Genomic DNA, 18,192 nt, shown 5'->3' on the forward strand with positions numbered 1-18,192 from the left:
GGTGTGGGCACCGAAGGCCACAGCCGTCGACCTCGACGTCGAGGGCGCTCGCAGGGCCATGTCCCCGCTGCCGGACGGCTGGTGGGCGCTCGACGTCCCCGAGGCCGCCCACGGCACCCGCTACGGGTACGTGGTCGACGGCGGCGGGCCGTATCCCGACCCGCGCTCCCGCCGGCAGCCCGAAGGGATCTTCGGACCCAGCGCCGTCTACGACCACGACCGCTACACCTGGTCCGACGACGAGTGGACCGGCCGCGACCTGCGCGGAGCCGTCATCTACGAGCTGCACATCGGCACGTTCACGCAGGACGGCACGTTCGAGGCGGCCGTCGACCGGCTGGAGCACCTGGTCGAGCTGGGCGTCGACTTCGTCGAGGTCATGCCGGTCGCGCCGGTGCCCGGCGGGCGCAACTGGGGCTACGACGGGGTCGACCTGTACGCGGTCAACGAGACGTACGGAGGGCCCGACGGGCTCAAGTCGTTCGTGGACGCCTGCCACCGCCACGGGCTGGGCGTCATCCTCGACGTGGTCTACAACCATCTCGGACCGTCGGGCAACTTCCTGCACCCGTTCGGGCCGTACTTCTCCGGGTTCGCCGGGAGCTACTGGGGCGAGGCGGTCAACCTCGACGGGCCCGGCTCCGACGAGGTGCGCCGCTACTTCATCGGCAACGCGATCCAGTGGCTGCGCGACTACCACATCGACGGGCTGCGGCTGGACGCCGTGCACGCCCTGCACGACAAGCGGGCCACCCACCTGCTGGCCGAACTGTCGCAGGAGGTCGACGCGCTCGCCTGCGCGGTCGGCCGCCCGCTGTCGCTGATCGCCGAGTCCGACCTGAACGACCCGCGCATGGTACGGCCGCTCGACGCCGGCGGGCTCGGCATGACCGCGCAGTGGAACGACGACGTCCACCACGCCCTGCACACGGCGGTCAGCGGCGAGACGCACGGCTACTACGGCGACTTCGCCGGCCTGCACACCCTGGCCAAGGTGCTCACTTCGGGCGTCCTGCACGACGGCGGCTACTCCAGCTTCCGCCAGCGCGCGCACGGCAGCCCGTACACCGGCGTGCCCGGCCACCGGCTCGTCGCCTGCCTGCAGAACCACGACCAGATCGGCAACCGCCCGGCCGGCGACCGGCTGCCGCACTCCGCGCTCAAGCTCGGTGCCGGACTGCTGCTGACCTCGCCGTTCACTCCGATGCTGTTCATGGGGGAGGAGTGGGGGTCGCGCTCGCCGTTCCTGTTCTTCTCCGACCACGTCGAGCCGCACCTGCGCGAGAGCGAGGGCGGGCGCAGGGAGACGGAGTTCGAGGGCTTCGGGTACTCCTGGGAGGCGCCCGACCCCTCCGACGAGGGGACGTTCCTCATGTCGAAGCTCGACTGGTCGGAGCTGAAGGAGGAGGCGCACTGGTCGCTGCTGTGCTGGTACCGCGACCTGATCGCGCTGCGCAAGGCGCTGCCGGAGCTGTCGGACCCGCGCCTCGACCGGGTACGGGTGGAGACGGACCCGGCGGGGGAGTGGCTGGTGATGTGGCGCGGGCCGGTGTGCGTGGCGGTGAACCTCGGCGTTGAGTCGGCGACGGTGCCGGTGCCCGCGGGGACCGTCCTGCTCGCCTCGGACGATCCGGTCTCCCTCAACGAGCACGGCCTACGGCTCCCCGCCCAGAGCCTCGCCATCTGCCGCCCCGCCTCCTGACCAGGGCGGGGCCCCGCATCGGATGGCCCGGAGGGTCGTCCACAGGTGACGCCTCGCCGCCGCCCGCCATCCACAGAACCGCGTTCGCCCACATCGCCCCGCCCGCACGTTCCCCATGCTGAGGCCCTGACACTTCCCGGAGGCCCCCATGAGGATCGCTCTCGCACTGCCCCGCACGCTGCGCTGCCTCTTCGTCGTCGCGGTGCCGCGCCTGCCCTGTCCCGTCGAGTCCGTGGTGCCCTGGCGCGTCGGCCCGCCCTACCGGAGGGCGGCGACGAGCGCCTTCGGCACCCCGTGGCTCAGCGTCACCCACCACCGCGTCCCCTGGACCCCCGGCGACCTGGCGCTCACCGACGACGAACGGCGCCTCCTGCGCCGCACCCGCCAGCACGTCGTGGTCACCTCCACGGCCGCACCCCGCACGCTGCCCGCCAGCGCCCAGGTCGCCCGTGCCGCGGCCCGCGCTCTGGCCCACACCGGCGGCGGCCTGGTCATCGACCCGCTGACGGGCACCACGGTGCCGCTGTGCGGCCACTGCCCGGACGAGCCGTCCGGGTTCCGGCCTGCCGACGACTGGCTGGGCTGGGACGTCCGCCCCGCCTCCGCGCAGGGCCTGCGCGTCACCTCCCGGGGGCTGCGCCGTTTCGCCCTTCCCGAGATCACCCTCGACGGCGGCGCGTGCTCCCACACCCTGTGCGCGACAAGCCTGCTGGGGGCCGTGGCCGACCGGCTCCTCGGCGGGCACCTGGCGTTCCTCACCGCCCACCCGCACGCGACGACGCGGCTGATCGACGACCACCTCCAGATCGCCCCCGTGGACCCTCCCCGCCCGCCCGGCCTGCCCCCTTCGCCCTTCCCGGACGGCACCGCCTCCTTGAGGATCCGCCTCACTCCCTGCGACGAGCACCCGCTCCTCCCTTCCCCCGGCGCCCGCGTCCGCCGATCCCTGCCGGCCGGCGCAGGCCCGGCCCGGATCACGCGCCTCAGGGTGGACCCGCTCCCGGGCACGGGCCAGGTCACCTGTCTCAAGGTCGGCCCGGCGGCCGGTTCGCCGACCAGGCTCACGTCGGATCGGCGTCCGTCGCGCAGACCCGCGATCCCGGTCGCCCACCACCCCCGCGACCCCTCGCAAGCCTGGGCCGCCTGAGGAGCCATCCTCGGTCCGCTCGTCCCTTGTTGCCGGTTCGCCCGTCGCTCGTTGCCGTGGCTCGTTGCTCGTCGCTCGCGGCTCCTTACTTGTCGCTCGTCGCTTGTCGCTCGTCGCTCGTCGCTCGGGGGTCGTGGGTTGTGGGTCGTGGCAAGGGGGTGCCGCCCGCGCGTGCGAGCGGCACCCCGGGGCGTCGCGTCAGACGAGCTTGCGGTAGATCGGGGACGGGGGTTGCCTGGGCCGTGCCCTCCCGTCCGGCCTCCTTCAGCGCGTTCACTCAGAACTGCGACTGCAGTCGTCTCGGCGATGCTGTCCCAAAACCCGTCCGGTACGGTCTCTCTATTGTCGTTTGTCGCAATAATCCGGAAGGGACGTCCACCGTGCGAGGCACGAACACCGCGCGTAAGGTGCCGCTCATCGTCGCCTTGACCCTCGGCCTCGCCGGTTGCTCAGTGGCGGACAACCCCGTCGTCCGATGGGCCGCCCCCGCGAAGAGCCCCACGTCACCGCCCTCCCCGCAGGTGTCCCGCGAGTCCGGCGCCGCCCAGGAGTCCGGCACCCCCGTCCCCACTCCGTCGCCGTCCAGCCCGGCGGCGGGCGTCCGGCTGACCGTCGCCGACGCCAAGAAGGAGGTGGCGGCCTGGGTGGCCAGGCACAACAAGCTCATCAAGGACCCTGACTGGTGGGACGAGCAGGCGCGGGCCGACACCCTGTTCGCGGAGGGGACCCGGCACGAGGTCGTCATCGACCGCGGCCATGTCAGAGACGGCAGGAAGGGCCGCGCGCGCAAGCCCATCCGGCTGACCGGCAGGCAGACCTACTACGTCCCCCGTGACCAGCCGGACATCGGCGAGTGGTTCATGCTCCAGGCGACCTACCAGGGTCAGGACCGGGCGCACCTGCTGGCCTTCTGGCGGGCCAGGGGCGAGTCGTTCAAGCTGGCCGCGAAGACCCCGCTCCACTACGGTCAGCGGGTGCCCGCACCGCGCCTGGACGCCGAGGGCTACGCCACCGCCGCTCCCATGGCGACCGGAGGGGCCGTCGCCCGCGAGTACATGATCTTCTGGGACTACGACCAGCACAAGCGTGCAGGCAGAAACGGCTACCGGCTGGCCAGGGACAACTTCAGCCGCAAGGCCTACGCCACCATCTCCAAGGGGGTGTACGCGGGCTACCAGTCGTTCAGCACCCCCTGGGGCTTCGTCACCCGCGACGGCGGCTCGGTCTTCCTGTTCAGCCTGCTCAACCACCCGAAGTCGATCTGGCAGGTCCTCACCGTCGCCACCTACGTCCGCAAGGGCAGCGAGGAGATCCAGGAGCTCGCCGGCGACTGGTACGCCTGACCTGCCCGCACCGGTCCGGTCCGGCGGGACAGCGGCGGCGGGTCACGCCGACCCCGGCGGCCGGTCAGTGGAGCAGAGACCGGGCGGCTCGCAGGGACTCCTCGACCGCCTGGGGGATGTCGAGGACCGGAAACGCGACGTGCCGGATCACCCGGTGCCGGTCGATCACCAGGACGGTGCGCTTGAGCCGGAGCGCCTGCCCGGCCCGGAACGTGGGCAGCCGGAGCGCCGCCGCCAGCCGCAGGTCCATGTCCGAGAGCAGCGCGAACGGGATGTCCTCGGCGGCGGCGAAGACCGCCTGTTCGTCGGGCCGCTGCGTGCTCACCCCGTGGACGGCGACCCCCATGGCGGCGAACTCGGACGCTCTGTCCCTGAACAGCCGGTTCTCCAGCGTGCAGCCCACCGCGCCCGGTACCTGGTCCCAGCCGGGCGGCAGGGGGGCGGGCACGCCCGTCGCCGGGTAGCAGAACAGGACGGTGGCCGCCGCGTCCGCGACCACGTCGAGCGCGAGAGCCGCCCACGTCCCACTGGCCGCTCCTCGGTCGGCGGTGTCTCCGGCACCGGCCGCCCCGCCCGCGCGGGCGCCGTGTTCCGCCTCGCCGGCTGAGCCGCCGGACGTCCTGCCGTGGGCAGGGAGGGTCAGGGGAGCGGGTACGCGGGTGCCGAGAAGCGCGTGGACGCGGGTCGCCTCGGCGCTCGCGGGTTCGGCCAGCCCGGTCAGGGAGCCGTCGCCGAGCAGCCACCGGTCCGCCCAGTCCTGCATGGTGATCAGCAGGGGCGCCAGCGCCCAGCCGGCGTCCGTGAGCACGTACTCGTGGCGCACCGGCCCCACCTGGTACGGCTCGCGGGCGAGCACCCCGTGCTCCACCAGGTGGCGCAGCCGTTCGGTCAGCACCTTGCGTGAGATGCCGAGCTCCCCGAGCAGTTCATCGAAGCGGCGATGCCCGCGCGCGACCTCGCGCACGACGAGCAGGCTCCACCAGTCGCCGACGACGGCGGCCGCCTGGGCGATCGAGCACCGGGTGTCCTGGACACGTAGCTCACGGGGCATGACCGAACTTTACCCCGTTGTGAGTCTCTGATAGAAACTCAGTCAGTTCCCAAAGGAGACTTATGGTGGTGGCGTGGGCGACCCTCAGACGGTCGTGGCTGGTGACCAGGCGGGCCTACCCCTGGTCGTACTTCATCGGCACCCTCTTGCTGGGTGTCTTCACCATGGGGGTGGCATACCTCGGACTGCGGGCCATCGCCGGAGACCAGGTGTCGGCGGAGTTCGCCGGCCGGGCGGGGACCGCCGACTATCTCGGCTACATCGCCGTGGGCGCGACGGCCTACATGTTCGTCGTGCACGGCATCCTCTGGATCGGCAAGGCGCTGATCCAGGAGCAGCGCGAGGGCACGATGGGCGCTCTGGTCGTCGCACCGGCGCGCCGGCTGCCCTACCTGCTGGGCTTTGCCGCGTTCGCGTTCACGGCGGTCGCCCTGGAAGTGGCTGTCCTGCTGGGATTCGCGCTGCTGCTCGGGGTACGGCCGACGGCCACGGGCGCCGTGGACGCCGTCCTGGCCGTCGCCGCGCTGGCCCTGGCCGTGTTCGGGATGTCGGTCGTGCTGAGCAACGTGATGATCGTCGCTGGGGAGGCGCACATCACGCAGAACACCGTCTTCCAGGCGATGGCCGTGCTGTCCGGCTTCACCTTCCCCAGGGACTACCTGCCAGAGGCGCTGCGGTGGCTTGGCGAACTCATCCCGATCACGGCCGCCATGGACGTGATCCGGGGGGTCTTCACCGCCGGCACCGGCCTGGACCCCGCCCGTCTCGGCGTGGCCGCGCTGATCGGCTTCGGCTACGCCGCCGCGGGGCTGCTCACGATGCCCTGGGCCGAGCGCAGGGCCATGGAAAGGAGCTTCTGAATGATCGAGACTGTGCACCTGCGCAAGGAGTTCGGCACCAAGGTCGCCGTGCACGACCTGAACCTCACCGTCCCACTCGGCCGCGTCACCGGGCTGCTCGGCCTGAACGGAGCGGGGAAGACCACCACGATCAAAATCCTCGCCACCCTGCTCAGGCAGACGTCGGGCACCGTCAGCGTCGGCGGGCTCGACCCGGTCCGGCAGCCGCGCGCCGTACGCAGGAGGATCAACCTCATCGCCGGCGGCGAGCGCATGGTGTACGCACGGATGACCGGCCGGGAGAACCTGTGGTACTTCGGGCAACTCTACGACGTTCCCGGCAGAGTGCTCCGGCCGCGCGTCGCCGAGCTGCTCGACCTCGTCGGGCTGGCCGAGGCCGCCGATACCAGGGTCGAGCGCTACTCGCGCGGCATGGCGCAGCGGCTGTCCATCGCCCGCGGCCTCGTCAATGACCCCGACTACCTGCTGCTCGACGAGCCCACGCTGGGCCTGGACGCGCCCATCGCCCGCGACCTGCGCCGGGTGGTGGCAGCGCTGGCCGAGCGCGGCAAGGGCGTGCTGCTCACCAGCCATTACCTCGCCGAGGTCGAGCAGCTCTGCGCGCACGTGTACGTGATCGGCGACGGCCGGCACCTGGCCGAGGGCACCCCGGCCGAACTGGTGGCCCAGAGCGGCTGCCACCGCACGGTGCGCGTCGCCGTCGTCGAACTCACGCCCCGGGTCGAGGCCGCCGCGCGCGCCTTCGCCCCGGCAGTCCGGATCGCGCCCGGCGGGGTCGTCGAGCTCAGCGGCCCCGGAGACGTCGCCGGAGCCCTGACCTCGACGATCATCGAGGCGGGCGGCGCGCTGAAGGGCCTGGAGATCGCCGAACCGACCTTGGAGGACGCCATCCTCGCGCTCAACGACCGGCCCGCGGCGGTGATCGCGTGAAGTGGCGGTGGCGGCGCCCGGCGGAGACGGACGAGGTCAGATCGCACGTGCGGGCCTGGAGCCCGCGGCGGCTCGGCGCCGGGTGCGCGAGCTGTGCCCTCGACCCAGGTGAGCCCTGCCCGTGCCTGATCCGGCTCTGGCAGGTGACCCGGTGAGGCACGCCGCGCGGATCTTCCGGGCCGAGGCGCTCAAACAGCACCGCAGGGTCTTCGGCAGCAAGCTCGTGGTCTTCTCGATGCTGATCTGGCCGCTGCTCACGCTGGCGCAGTCGTACTACACGCTCCGCCCGCTGGCGGCCACGCCCGGCATCGCCGAACGCTGGCCGCTCGCCGCCGACCCGGAGCGGCTGCTGGCCTTCCTCGCCACGGGGGCGCTCGGGTTCACGTTCTTCTTCTCGTTGGTGCAGTCGGCCTGGCACTTCACCTTCGAGCGGCAGACCGGCACGCTGGAGCTGCTCTTCCTGTCTCCGGCCAACCGCCTGGTCGTGGTCGTCGCCAACGGGTTCGGCGCGCTGGTGCAGAACGTCTGGTTGTTCGCCTGCTTCGCGGTGGCCGGGTTCACGCTGTTCGATGTGGCGCGCGTGGCCCACCTCGGCATGTACGCGGTCGTCTTCCTGGCCCTGCTGGTGCCCGCCGTTGCGTGGGGGGCGCTGTTGAACAGCCTGTTGATCTTCTCCAGGGACGCGGCATTCCTCTACACGCTGCTGGACGATCCCATGTGGTTCGCCGCCGGGGTGCGGCTGCCGACGTTCGCGCTGCCGGGCTGGCTGCGGGCGGCCGGCTCGGTGCTGCCGCTCACCGGGAGTCTGGTGGTGGTGCGCGGGGCGTTGCTCGACGGGCGGGGAGTGGGTGAGCTGGCCGGGGAGCTGGCGGCGCTCGCCGTCCTGTCCGCTGTGCTGCTGCTGACGGCGGTGGCGGCGCTGCGGCTGGGCGAGGCCCGCGCCCGGCGGACCGGCCAGCTAGGTCTTTTCTGACCCGCTCGGGGTGCGGGCCGGCTCGGCCTCTTCCGACCCGCTCGGCGTGCGGGCCGGTTCGCTGTGGGCCGGGCTCGCCGCCCTGGCCGGCGCCCTCCTGACGCACGGGTCGGCCGACCGCCGCGGGAAGGCCGGGCGGGTCAGGAGAGGTGGCGTTCCAGGGACTCGAGCTTGCTCGTCATCCCGTCGGTGACGCCCTCGCGGACGTCGGCCTTCAGCACGAGGCTGACCCGCGGCGCGACCTCGGCCACCGCCTCGACGGCACGCCTGACCACGTCCATCACCTCGTCCCACTCGCCCTCGACCGTGGTGAACATGGCGTCCGTCCGGTTGGGCAGCCCGCTGTCCCGCACGACCTTGACGGCCCGGGCCACCGGCTCGGCGACCCCTTCGCCGACACCGAGCGGAGTGATGGAGAACGCGACGATCACGGGGAGACCTCCTCGGCCGAACGGGACGGGGCGGGCCACGGCGCGGAACGCGTCCGGTGCCGTGGCCCGCGCTGGACGTCAGTCGTGGTCATGCCCCTCGTGGTCCTCGTCCTCACTGGGCCCTTCGGAGGGCTCGACCCCCAGCACGGCCTCGCGGGGCTCGATCTCGTCGATGTGGTTCACCAGCTGCAGCACGTGGTCGGGCTCGATGAGCCACTGCAGCGCGGAGGCGCCCGTGTCGTCGGAGGTGACCAGCTCGGCCTGCTCGGCCCGCTCCTCGTCGGAGAGCTCGGCGTCGGGATGCCGGATCTCGGCGAGCGCGGCGGCCTGCAGCGCGTCCACGTCGAGCACCTCCACGGTCAGCTCGACCGTCAGGCGCAGAAACTTCTCGTTATCGCTCATGGCGACGATGCTAGGGCAGCTTCCACTCGACAGGCGTCGCGCCTTGCTGGACGAGCAGCTCGTTCGCCCTGCTGAACGGCCGCGAGCCGAAGAAGCCGTTGCGCGCCGACAGCGGGGACGGGTGGGCCGACTCGATGCGCGGCACGCTGCCGAGCATCGGCGCGAGGTTGCGCGCGTCGCGGCCCCACAGGATGGCCACCAGCGGCGTGTCACGGGCCACGAGCGCCCGGATCGCCTGCTCGGTGACCTCCTCCCAGCCCTTGCCCCGGTGCGAGGCGGGCTTGCCGGGCATCACGGTCAGCACCCTGTTGAGCAGCAGCACGCCCTGCTCGGCCCAGGGCGTGAGGTCGCCGTTGGCGGGCCGGGGCAGGCCCAGGTCGCTCTCCATCTCCTTGTAGATGTTGAGCAGGCTGCCCGGCAACGGCCGGACGTCCGCGGCCACGGAGAAGGACAGCCCGATGGGGTGTCCGGGGGTCGGGTAGGGGTCCTGCCCGACGATCAGCACCTTGACCTCGTCGAAGGGCTGGTTGAAGGCGCGCAGCACGTGCGCGCCGGCGGGCAGGTACTGCCTGCCCTCGGCGATCTCCTTGCGGAGGAACTCGCCCATCTGGGAGATCCGCTCGGCCACGGGCTCAAGAGCCCGTGCCCATCCGGCTTCGACGATTTCGTTCAGGGGACGACCGGCCATGACCGACGAGCTTATCCAGGTCTGGTACGGCCTGCGCCCGGATCCGGGATGCCGGCCGTACCAGAATGATCACGACGGAGCCCCGCACCCCCCCGAGGAGTGCGGGGTTCCGCCGTGGGCGGTGCCTACTTGACCGAGCCCGCCATCATGCCCTGCACGAAGTAGCGCTGGAACGCGAAGAACAGGATCAGCGGGATGATCAGCGACAGGAAGGCACCGGAGGACAGGATGTCCACGTTGGAGCCGAACTGCCGCATCTGGGACTGGAGCGCCTTGGTCATCGGCTGGTTGCCGGCGTCGGCGAAGACCAGCGCGATGAGCATGTCGTTCCACACCCAGAGGAACTGGAAGATGCCGAGCGAGGCGATCGCCGGTTTGCCCAGCGGGAACACCACCGTGGCGAAGATCTTCCACTCCGACGCGCCGTCCATCCGGGCGGCCTCGAGGAGCGAGGACGGGATGCCGACGAAGAAGTTGCGGAGCAGGAAGATGGCGAACGGCAGGCCGAACGCGACGTGGAAGAGCACCACGCCGGGGATCGTGCCGAAGATCTGCAGATTGCCGTAGAGCGAGGCGATCGGGATCAGCGCGATCTGGATCGGCACGATGAGCAGCCCGATCACGACGAGGAACAGCGTGTCGCGGCCGGGGAAGTCCATCCAGGCGAAGGCGTAGGCCGCCATGGCGGCGATGCCGATCACCAGGATCGTGGTGGGCACCGTGATGGCCACGGTGTTCCAGAACGACGCGGTGAAGCCGCTGGACAGCAGGTTGGCGTAGTTCTGCAGGGTCAGCTCGGCGGGCTTGGTGAAGACGGTCCACCAGCCCTCGGCGTTGTTGACCTCGACCGAGCGCATCGAGACGACCAGCAGGCCGAGCGTCGGCACCAGCCAGAACAGGCCGAGCAGCACCATGATGACCTGGATGGCGCCGCTGCCGACCCGGTCGACGATGCGGCTGGCCAGGCCCCGGCGCGGGGTGCCCGCGTGCAGTCCGGAGGCGGGGGGAGCAGCCGGGGCTGTCGCGGTGGTCATGCGTTCTCCCTCCTGAACCTGCGGATGTTCATGATCATGAAGGGCAGGACCAGGATGAGCAGGAAGATCGCCAAGGCGCTGCCGAGCCCCTGGTTGTTCCCGCCGCCGAACGAGACGCGCCACATCTCCAGCGCGACCACGTTCGCCTCCGGTTGGACCGACGACGGCGCGATGATGAACACCAGGTCGAACACCTTCAACGTATTGATGATCATCGTCACGAAGACGACGAGCAGCACCGGCGAGAGCAGCGGCACGGTGATCTTGCGGAACACCTGCCACTCCGTCGCGCCGTCGATGCGGGCCGCCTCCAGCGCGTCACGCGGGATGGCCGCCAGGCCCGCCGCGATCAGCACCATGGCGAACCCGGCCCACACCCAGACGAACGCGCCGATGATCGCCGGTGTGATGAGCGTCGGGCCGAGCCAGGTGAGGCCGTTGTAGGCGGCCTCGAAGTTGCTCTGCGGCAGCCGCACGACGTAGGAGCCGGCGGCCAGGCCCTCGAACCGGAACGAGCCGTCGTCGGCCGTGGTCGCGGTCGCGGCCACCTGCCCGTCACTCCCGACGGCCTCCACCGTCATGCCCGGCAGGCCCTTCTCGGTGGCGTCCACGGCGTTGCTCTGGCCGCCGCCGCCCGGCGTGAAGTCGAACCAGACCGTGCCGGCCAGCTCGTCGCCGCCCTGCGGGGTCTTGGCCGGCTGAGCGTCGGCGGGCATGACGGCCGGCTTGACGCCGACGATCGGGATCAGCACCGGCCGGCCCGTCTGGACGGGCTGCTTGGTGACGACCGCGCCGCCCTGGGCCGCGACCGGCGACTGGTCGCCCTCGCGGGCGCGGGCCTCCGGGTAGCCCTGGGAGGAGGAGAACGTGTCGTTGATGGTGGTGAGCACGGCGTTGGCCACGCCCTTGTCGGGGTCCTCGTCGTACACCAGGCGGAAGATGACGCCGGCGGCCATCAGCGAGACCGCCATCGGCATGAAGACGATCAGCTTGAAGGCCGTCGCCCACCGGATGCGCTCGGTCAGCACCGCGAAGATGAGACCCAGCGTGGTGATGACGATCGGCGCCACGACGACCCAGATCAGGTTGTTCCTGATCGTGGTGAGCATTCCGCCGTCGGTGAAGATCGTGACGTAGTTGCCCAGGCCGACGAAGCCGGTGCCGGCGGCGTCGAAGAGGCTGCGGAAGATCGAGAAGACGATCGGGTAGACCACCCAGACTCCCAGCAGCAACGCCGCCGGGAGAAGGAAGGCGAGCGCGACCGCAGGAGAGGGGCCGAGGCGCAGTTTCTTGTGGGGGGTATCAGCCGGTCCGGGGGAGTCCCCGCGCGAGTCGCTTCCCTCGCGCGGGGCCACCGGGCCGTCCAACCGTTCGGTCACGGCCATCCCTCTTTACTTCCAGGCCTTCTTGGCCTCGGCCTCAAGGGCCTCCTGAGCGCCCTTGACGTCGCTGGGGTCGCGCAGGAAGTCCTGCAGGACCTTCCACTCGCCCTTGCCGTCGGTGCCGCCGAAGGCGCTCGGCGCGAGGTCGGACATGTCGTAGCGGACGGCGTCACCGGCCTCGACGATGGTCTTGCCGAGCTGCTTGGTCAGGTCGTCCGGGTAGTTGTCGGGGGAGACGTTCTTGTTGGGGGACAGGTAGCCGGGGAGCTTGGCCCAGACCTCGCCGCCCTCCTTGGAGGCGAGGAACTCCAGCAGCGCCATGGCGCCGGGGGAGTCCTTCATCGCCACGGCGACGTCACCGCCGAGGACGACCGGGGCGGTGTCGCCCGCCTTGGGGAACGGGAAGTACTTGGCGTCCTCGCCGACCTTGGCGCCGGCCTGGACGACCGGGGTGGCCACGAAGTCGGCCTCGATGACCATGGCGGCCTTCTTCTGGCCGAAGACCTTGGTCACACAGGTCGGGAAGTCGGTCTGCAGGGCGCCGGAGTTGCCGTCGGCGACGAACTCCTTCTTGCCGGCGATCTGCGCGATCTTCTCCAGCGCGGTGGCCACGCTGGGGTCGGTCCACGGGATCTCGTGCTTGGCGAGCTGGTCGTACTTCTCGGGGCCGGCCGAGGAGAGGTAGACGTTCTCGAACAGGTCGGTCAGCGTCCAGCCGGAGGCGCCGCAGAAGGAGAACGGCGGGGTGCCGGAGTCGGCGATCGTCTGGGAGGCCTTGACGAGCTCGTCCCAGGTGGCGGGCGGCTGCACGCCGGCGTCCTCGAACGCCTTGGCCTGGTACCACACCAGCGACTTGTGGGCGGCCTTGACGAGCACGCCGTAGACCTTGCCGTCGGCGGAGCCCAGCTCCTTCCAGTACGGCGTGTAGTTGTCGTCGATCTGCTTGGTGACCGCGTCGGTGAGCGGCTTGAGCGCGTTCTGCTCGGCGTACTGCTGCACCAGGCCCGGCTGCGGCAGGATCGCCACGTCGGGCGGGCTGCCGCCCTGGATGCGCGGGCCGAGGTAGGCGCCGGTGTCCTCACCGGTGGAGGCGTAGGTGACCACGGCGCCGGTCTTCTCGGAGAAGGCCTTGAGCACCTGCTCGAAGTTCTTCTGCTCGTCGCCGGTCCACTTGGCGGCGACCTCGAGCTTGACGCCCTCCAGGGTCTTGGCGCCGCCGCCCGTGGCGGCCGAACTCGACGTGGTGGGCTGCGTGGTGGTGGGGGCGTTGCCGCAGGCGGCGACTGCTACCGCGAGCCCGGCCAGGACCGCTGCTGCTCTGGCTGATCGCATAATGACCTCACTGGGTTCTCAGGATCTCTTCGAGTTCGGTTTTCATGGAGGCCGCCACGTCGCGGGCGGACTCCTGATAAGGGGGGCTGAGCGCCTTGGAGACCGAACTGGCGATCACCAGGCTCAGCTGGTTGTAGTTGGCGCTGACCGGCCGCGGCTTGGCGGCGAGGATGCTCTCCTTGAGCACGGGCAGGTAGGGGAAGCGCCTGACGAGCTCGGGGTCGTCGTAGAGCTCGGTCCACACCGGCGGGAACGACCCCTCGGTGAGCACCCGGCGCTGGTTGTCCAGGCCCGTGAAGTAGCGGATGAACTCCTGTGCGGTCTGCTGGTGCTTGGAGGAGGCGCTGACGGCGAGGTTGGCCCCGCCGAGCGTGCTGGACCCCGGCCCGTCGAGACCGGGGAGCCTGGTGACTCCCACCTTGTCGCCCAGCTCGCCCCTGGCCGGGCCGTAGGCGTGCGGCCAGTTGCGGGCGAAGGTGAGGCGGCCTTCCTGGAAGGCCAGCCGTGACTCCTCCTCCTTGTAGGTCAGGGACTCGGTGGGGATCCAGCCCTCCCGCAGGCCCTGGCGGAGGAAGTCGAGAGCGGTGCCGGCCTTGGCCACGTCGAGCGTGACCTTGGCGCCGTCGGGGCTGACGACCTGGCTGCCGGCCGACTGCACAGCCTCGGAGAAGTTGACCGTCAACCCCTCGTACGCGAGGAACTGTCCGCCGTAACCTCCTATATTGTGCTTTTTGGTTACTTCTAGTGCTTGTTCACGAAGTTCCGCCCAGGTTCGCGGCGGCTTCTTCACCAGATCGGTCCGGTAGTAGAGCAGTCCGGCGTTGCTTGTGTACGGGACGGCCCACAGCTTGTCCTTGTAGACCGCGGTCTCCACGACGGGCGGCAGGAACCTGTCGAGCGGGAAGAGCCCGCGCTCCAGGGGGATGATCCAGCCGTTCTCCGCGAACTCCGCGGTCCACACCACGTCCAGGCCGAGCACGTCGTAGCGGGTGCTACGGGCCTGGAGGTTGGCGACCATCTGCGCGCGCTGCTCGTCCGAGGCCTCGGGTAGTTCGAGGAGCGTCACCTTCTCGGCCGGGTGGGCCTGGTTCCAGCGGTCCAGCAAGGGTTGCAGGTACGCCGTGGTGTCGCGTCCGGTGGCGAACGTGATGGGGCCTGTTCCGCCCGTCTCCGCGTCGCCGCCGCCCTCGTCGCCCGCGACCGCGCACCCGGCCGTCAAGATCACGGCCATGGTGAGCGAGAGCGCGCGAAGCACCGTGTTACCTCCATGTTCAATGGGGTTACATACGTGTTAGGTAGATGCATTCATGTTATGCACACAGGTAATCTGTGGGTCAACGGATTGCGATGTAACGCCTACGTAACACAAGGGGAGGTGAGGCGTGCGGCTACACCTGCTGGCGCTTCTGGCTAAAGAGCCCGCCCACGGCTACGAGCTGAAGCAGGCACTCGAGCAGACCTTCGGCAGCGCCTACCCGTCCCCCAACATCGGGCAGATCTACGTCACGCTCGGCAGGCTGGAGAAGGACGGCCTCGTCAAGGCCGTCGACGTGGAGCAGTCCAACCGGCCGAACAAGAAGGTCTACTACCTGACCGCCAAGGGCCGTGAGACCCTCACCCTCTGGGTGGACGAGCCCACCGAGGGTCCTCGCGTGCGCGACGAGTTCTTCATGAAGCTGGTGCTGGCCCCGCTCACCGGGATCGCCGACCGCATGGCGCTCATCAACCGTCAGCGACGGCACTATCTTTCCCTCATGGGCGACCTCAACGATCTCCTCTCCCGCACGGCGCCTGACGACCATGTGCAGGCGCTGCTCATCGAAGGCGCCATGCTGCACCTGCAGGCGGATCTCGACTGGCTGGAGCGCTGCCAGGAGGACCTGACATGACCCCCGTCCTGAAGACGGTCCACCTGGTCAAGATCTACTCCGACGGCGCGGTGCCCGTGCCCGCCGTCCGCGGGGTGGACCTGCAGGTGGAGCCGGGCGAGTTCGTCGCCGTCATGGGGCCCTCCGGCTCGGGCAAGTCCACGCTCGTGCACATGCTCGGCGGCCTCGACAGCCGCACCAGCGGCGAGATCTGGCTCGACGGGCAGCGCGTCGACACCCTCTCCGAGAGCGCCTGGGCACTGCTGCGGCGCAAGAAGATCGGGTTCGTCTTCCAGTTCTTCAACCTGGTCGGCAACATGACCGTGGCCGACAACGTCGAGCTGCCCGCCCTGCTCGCCGGCGCCTCCCCCAAGGAGGCCCGCGAGCGGCGCGAGAGCCTGCTCGGCGCGCTCAACCTGACCGAACGCGCCGACGCCGCCCCCGGCCAGCTCTCCGGCGGCGAGCAGCAGCGCGTCGCGCTGGCCCGGGCGCTGGCCAACCAGCCCAGCGTGCTGCTGGCCGACGAGCCCACCGGCAACCTCGACAGCCGCAACACCCGCGACGTGCTCAAACTGCTCAGCAACGTGCACAAGGAGGGCCAGACCATCGTCATGGTCACCCACGACGCCCGCGTGGCCGGCCTGGCCGACCGCCTGGTGTCGCTGTTCGACGGCGAGATCGTCGACGACGGCCGCATCGCGCGCAAGCGCACCCGCACCGCCGGCGCGGTGATCGACCTCAGATGAGCACGATGCGGGCAGGCGGCCGCTGGATCAGGGCCGACCTGCGGGCCAGGAAGGGGCAGGCCGCCCTCACCGTGCTGGCGGTGGCCGGCATCGTGGCGGCCCTGATCGCCGCCGTCACCCTCCTCGAGGACGGCACCAACCCGTGGCGCGGGCTGTTCGCCCAGACCAACGGCGCCCACGTGTGGTTCTACACCAAGGACAGCCCCACCGTCGCGGTCGGCGCCATCGACGGCGTCACCCACGTCGCCGGGCCCTACCGCTCGGCGCCGGTCACCGTCGCCCAGGACGGCAAGAAGGAGCCCACCTCGCTGCGCGCCATGCCGTCCGCACCGGCCGGGGTGGCCAGGCCCGTGGTCGCCGAAGGCCGCTGGCTCGACCCCTCGCAGGCCGACGGGGTGGTGGTCGAGCGCTCGTTCGCCTCCGCGCTGCGGGTGAAGGTCGGCGCGCCGTTCACCGTCATCGCGCTGAGCGGCGAGCGTCACACCCTGTACGTGCGCGGCATCGCCGACTCGGCCGAGCAGGGCTTCTTCCCCGAGTGGACGCCCGGCCTGGCCTGGGTCCTGCCGGGCACCCTCGACCGGATCGAGCCGATGCTGGGCCGCAGCGAGTGGGTCACCGGCCTGCGGCTGACCGACGCCGACGCGGCGCAGATCGTCTCCCAGCGCGTCGTCGTCATGCTGGACGACCAGCTCCAGCGCGTCTACACCTGGCGCGAGGTGCGCGCCGCCATGGAGCTCGACAACCGGCTGCTGGGCACGCTGCTGGCCCTGTTCGGCGTGGTGGGGCTGGTCGCCGCCGCGCTCGCGCTGGCCAACGCGGCGGGCGGCCGGGTGCTCGGCCAGCTCCGCGACCTGGCCACGCTCAAGTCGATGGGCTTCACCCGAGGGCAGGTGGCGCTGCTGCTGCTCACCGAGCACGGCTCGCTCGGGCTGCTCGGCGTCCTGCTGGGCGCCGTGGCCGGCTGGGCGGCCACCGTGGCCGTGCTGGGCGCCTCGCTCGTCGCGCCGATGCCCGTCCTCACCATCGTGGCCAGCACCGCGCTGGTCGTCCTCGCCGCGGTCGGCGTGCCCGCCTGGCGCGGCGGCCGCACGCCGCCCATCCCCGCCGCCCCGGCCGTGCCGCCGCGCGGCCACCTGTCGCGGCTGGCCCGGCTGGCCCTGCTCGTCCGGCTGCCGCCCGCGCTGATCCTCGGCACCCGCGACGCCTTCACCCGGCGGGTGCCCGCGTTCCTGACGGTCTTCGGGCTGGCCGTGCCCATGATGATGATCACCATCGGGCTGGGCGTGTGGGCCACGCTCGACAACTTCCTCAGCCATCCCGAGCAGGTCGGCCAGCACGCCGCCCTGCACGTGCGCGCCGGCAAGCTGGAGCCGGCCCAGGCCGAGCGGCTCGTCAGGCGCGACCCCGGCGTGCTCGCCGTGTATCCCGGCGCCGAGGTGAACGCCCTGGCGCCCGGCGAGGCCCGTTCCATCCGGGTGCGCGCGCTCGGCGGCTCCGCGAGCGGGGCCTACCCGTTCCCGGTGGTCGAGGGCCGCCTGTACGGCCAGCCCGGCGAGGCCGTGGCCGGGCAGGGGCTGTTCGACCTGCTGGGCGCGAAGATCGGGGACCGGGTGCGGCTGACCGTGGGCGGCTCGCCGCTCATCGTGCGCATCGTCGGCCGCACCGTCGAGCCCGACCTCGACGGCGAGGTGCTGTCGGTCGGCCTCGACAGCCTGGCGGCCAAGGACGCGGTCCCGCCCGAGTTCTACGCGCTCGCGCTGCGGCCCGGCGCCGACCCCGCCGAGGTGCGGGCCAGGCTGCTGGCGGCGTCCGGGGAGGGGCTCGACGTGCAGCGGGTCGTCAACCCGGCCGACCGGCTGACGATCATCCGCGTGGTGATCGTGGCGCTCATCGTGCTGCTGTCGCTGATCGGCCTCGCCAACCTGCTCACCGCCTGCGCGCTCGGCCTGCGCGACCACGCCTTCGACCTGGCCGTCCTCAAGGCCATGGGGCTCACGCCGCGGCAGGTGATGGCCACGCTGGTGACCGGGAGCGGGCTGCTCGTCGTCCTGGGCGTGGCCGTGGGCACGGCCGTGGGGGTGTCCGTCGTGACCGGTCTCATCGACCTCCAGGGGCACACCAGCGGCGTCGGCGCGGGCATCGGCCGCCCGCCGTCGCCCCTGACGTTGACGCTGGCCGTCCTGGCGGCCGTGGGGGCGGCGCTCGCGGTCGCGATCATCCCCGCCCGCCGCGCCGCCCGCGCCCAGGTGCCGATCGCCACCCGCTGAACACGCGAGAAGGCGGTGCCCGCCCCGCGAGGGGAC

The 18,192-nt window shown here is 71.3% G+C and carries 16 protein-coding genes and 1 pseudogene; 9 read left to right on the forward strand and 8 right to left on the reverse strand.

The window, feature by feature from the left end; genetic code table 11:
• The first annotated feature begins 1 nt into the window (after position 1).
• The 3 genes from treZ (at position 2) to CXR44_RS07165 (ending at position 4,192) form a co-directional block, all read left to right on the forward strand.
• Complete coding sequence (gene treZ / locus CXR44_RS07155; RefSeq protein ID WP_245898910.1) at positions 2–1,702, forward strand: malto-oligosyltrehalose trehalohydrolase; 1,701 nt, start codon at positions 2–4, stop codon at positions 1,700–1,702.
• 148 nt (positions 1,703–1,850) lie between these two features.
• Positions 1,851–2,849, forward strand: coding sequence for a hypothetical protein (locus CXR44_RS07160; RefSeq protein WP_101784065.1), 999 nt, complete (start codon positions 1,851–1,853; stop codon positions 2,847–2,849).
• Between the two features lie 380 nt (positions 2,850–3,229).
• Entirely contained in the window at positions 3,230–4,192 is a 963-nt protein-coding gene (locus CXR44_RS07165; protein ID WP_144069885.1) for a DUF8094 domain-containing protein, read from the forward strand.
• A gap of 151 nt (positions 4,193–4,343) precedes the next feature.
• Here CXR44_RS07165 and CXR44_RS07170 read toward each other — a convergent pair.
• Positions 4,344–5,243 (reverse strand): annotated as a pseudogene (locus CXR44_RS07170) (winged helix-turn-helix transcriptional regulator); the annotation flags it as partial.
• 68 nt (positions 5,244–5,311) lie between these two features.
• On the opposite strand from CXR44_RS07170, the gene CXR44_RS07175 reads away from it, so the two are divergent.
• The 3 genes from CXR44_RS07175 (at position 5,312) to CXR44_RS07185 (ending at position 8,006) form a co-directional block, all read left to right on the forward strand.
• Positions 5,312–6,103, forward strand: a complete 792-nt coding sequence (locus tag CXR44_RS07175) for an ABC transporter permease (RefSeq protein WP_219601692.1) — start codon at positions 5,312–5,314, stop codon at positions 6,101–6,103.
• Positions 6,104–7,033, forward strand: coding sequence for an ABC transporter ATP-binding protein (locus tag CXR44_RS07180; RefSeq protein WP_101784069.1), 930 nt, complete (start codon positions 6,104–6,106; stop codon positions 7,031–7,033).
• A gap of 151 nt (positions 7,034–7,184) precedes the next feature.
• Positions 7,185–8,006, forward strand: a complete 822-nt coding sequence (locus tag CXR44_RS07185) for an ABC transporter permease (RefSeq protein WP_219601693.1) — start codon at positions 7,185–7,187, stop codon at positions 8,004–8,006.
• A gap of 140 nt (positions 8,007–8,146) precedes the next feature.
• On the opposite strand, the gene CXR44_RS07190 is transcribed toward CXR44_RS07185, so the two are convergent.
• The 7 genes from CXR44_RS07190 to CXR44_RS07220 all read right to left on the reverse strand — a co-directional run bounded on the left by CXR44_RS07190 (position 8,147) and on the right by CXR44_RS07220 (position 14,530).
• Positions 8,147–8,437: an MTH1187 family thiamine-binding protein gene (locus CXR44_RS07190; RefSeq protein WP_101784070.1), complete on the reverse strand. Its 291-nt coding sequence runs from the start codon at positions 8,435–8,437 to the stop codon at positions 8,147–8,149.
• A 78-nt stretch (positions 8,438–8,515) separates the two neighbouring features.
• Entirely contained in the window at positions 8,516–8,839 is a 324-nt protein-coding gene (locus tag CXR44_RS07195; protein WP_101784071.1) for a hypothetical protein, read from the reverse strand.
• A 10-nt stretch (positions 8,840–8,849) separates the two neighbouring features.
• Positions 8,850–9,527 carry a uracil-DNA glycosylase gene (locus CXR44_RS07200; RefSeq protein WP_101784072.1) on the reverse strand — a complete coding sequence of 226 codons (678 nt, stop codon included), beginning with the start codon at positions 9,525–9,527 and terminating at the stop codon, positions 8,850–8,852.
• 125 nt (positions 9,528–9,652) lie between these two features.
• Entirely contained in the window at positions 9,653–10,561 is a 909-nt protein-coding gene (locus CXR44_RS07205; protein ID WP_101784073.1) for a carbohydrate ABC transporter permease, read from the reverse strand.
• Positions 10,558–11,940 (reverse strand): ABC transporter permease, encoded by a 1,383-nt coding sequence (locus tag CXR44_RS07210; RefSeq protein ID WP_245898911.1) that lies wholly within the window; start codon positions 11,938–11,940, stop codon positions 10,558–10,560. The genes CXR44_RS07205 and CXR44_RS07210 overlap by 4 nt, the downstream gene beginning before the upstream one ends.
• 12 nt (positions 11,941–11,952) lie before the next feature.
• On the reverse strand, positions 11,953–13,275 hold the full coding sequence (locus tag CXR44_RS07215) for an ABC transporter substrate-binding protein (protein ID WP_101784075.1): 1,323 nt from the start codon (positions 13,273–13,275) through the stop codon (positions 11,953–11,955).
• Between the two features lie 7 nt (positions 13,276–13,282).
• Entirely contained in the window at positions 13,283–14,530 is a 1,248-nt protein-coding gene (locus tag CXR44_RS07220) for an ABC transporter substrate-binding protein (RefSeq protein ID WP_245898912.1), read from the reverse strand.
• Positions 14,531–14,657: 127 nt separating this feature from the next.
• Between CXR44_RS07220 and CXR44_RS07225 the strand changes: the two genes are divergently transcribed.
• Genes CXR44_RS07225 through CXR44_RS07235 form a run of 3 tightly spaced genes read left to right on the forward strand, consistent with a single transcriptional unit; the run spans position 14,658 to position 18,156 of the window.
• On the forward strand, positions 14,658–15,164 hold the full coding sequence (locus CXR44_RS07225; protein ID WP_101784076.1) for a PadR family transcriptional regulator: 507 nt from the start codon (positions 14,658–14,660) through the stop codon (positions 15,162–15,164).
• Complete coding sequence (locus CXR44_RS07230) at positions 15,161–15,889, forward strand: ABC transporter ATP-binding protein (RefSeq protein ID WP_101784077.1); 729 nt, start codon at positions 15,161–15,163, stop codon at positions 15,887–15,889. The genes CXR44_RS07225 and CXR44_RS07230 overlap by 4 nt, the downstream gene beginning before the upstream one ends.
• Positions 15,886–18,156, forward strand: coding sequence for an FtsX-like permease family protein (locus CXR44_RS07235; protein ID WP_101784078.1), 2,271 nt, complete (start codon positions 15,886–15,888; stop codon positions 18,154–18,156). The genes CXR44_RS07230 and CXR44_RS07235 overlap by 4 nt, the downstream gene beginning before the upstream one ends.
• Positions 18,157–18,192 lie beyond the last annotated feature (36 nt).

Origin of the sequence: Nonomuraea indica (assembly GCF_002850745.1) — a bacterium.
Classification (GTDB): domain Bacteria; phylum Actinomycetota; class Actinomycetes; order Streptosporangiales; family Streptosporangiaceae; genus Nonomuraea; species Nonomuraea indica.

Coding starts and splice junctions, on each gene's coding strand:
- CXR44_RS07160 (WP_101784065.1), top strand. CDS start 1,851: ATGAGGATCGCTCTCGCACTGCCCCGCACGCTGCGCTGCCTCTTCGTC.
- CXR44_RS07180 (WP_101784069.1), top strand. CDS start 6,104: ATGATCGAGACTGTGCACCTGCGCAAGGAGTTCGGCACCAAGGTCGCC.
- CXR44_RS07195 (WP_101784071.1), bottom strand. CDS start 8,839: ATGAGCGATAACGAGAAGTTTCTGCGCCTGACGGTCGAGCTGACCGTG.
- CXR44_RS07200 (WP_101784072.1), bottom strand. CDS start 9,527: ATGGCCGGTCGTCCCCTGAACGAAATCGTCGAAGCCGGATGGGCACGG.
- CXR44_RS07205 (WP_101784073.1), bottom strand. CDS start 10,561: ATGACCACCGCGACAGCCCCGGCTGCTCCCCCCGCCTCCGGACTGCAC.
- CXR44_RS07215 (WP_101784075.1), bottom strand. CDS start 13,275: ATGCGATCAGCCAGAGCAGCAGCGGTCCTGGCCGGGCTCGCGGTAGCA.
- CXR44_RS07230 (WP_101784077.1), top strand. CDS start 15,161: ATGACCCCCGTCCTGAAGACGGTCCACCTGGTCAAGATCTACTCCGAC.
- CXR44_RS07235 (WP_101784078.1), top strand. CDS start 15,886: ATGAGCACGATGCGGGCAGGCGGCCGCTGGATCAGGGCCGACCTGCGG.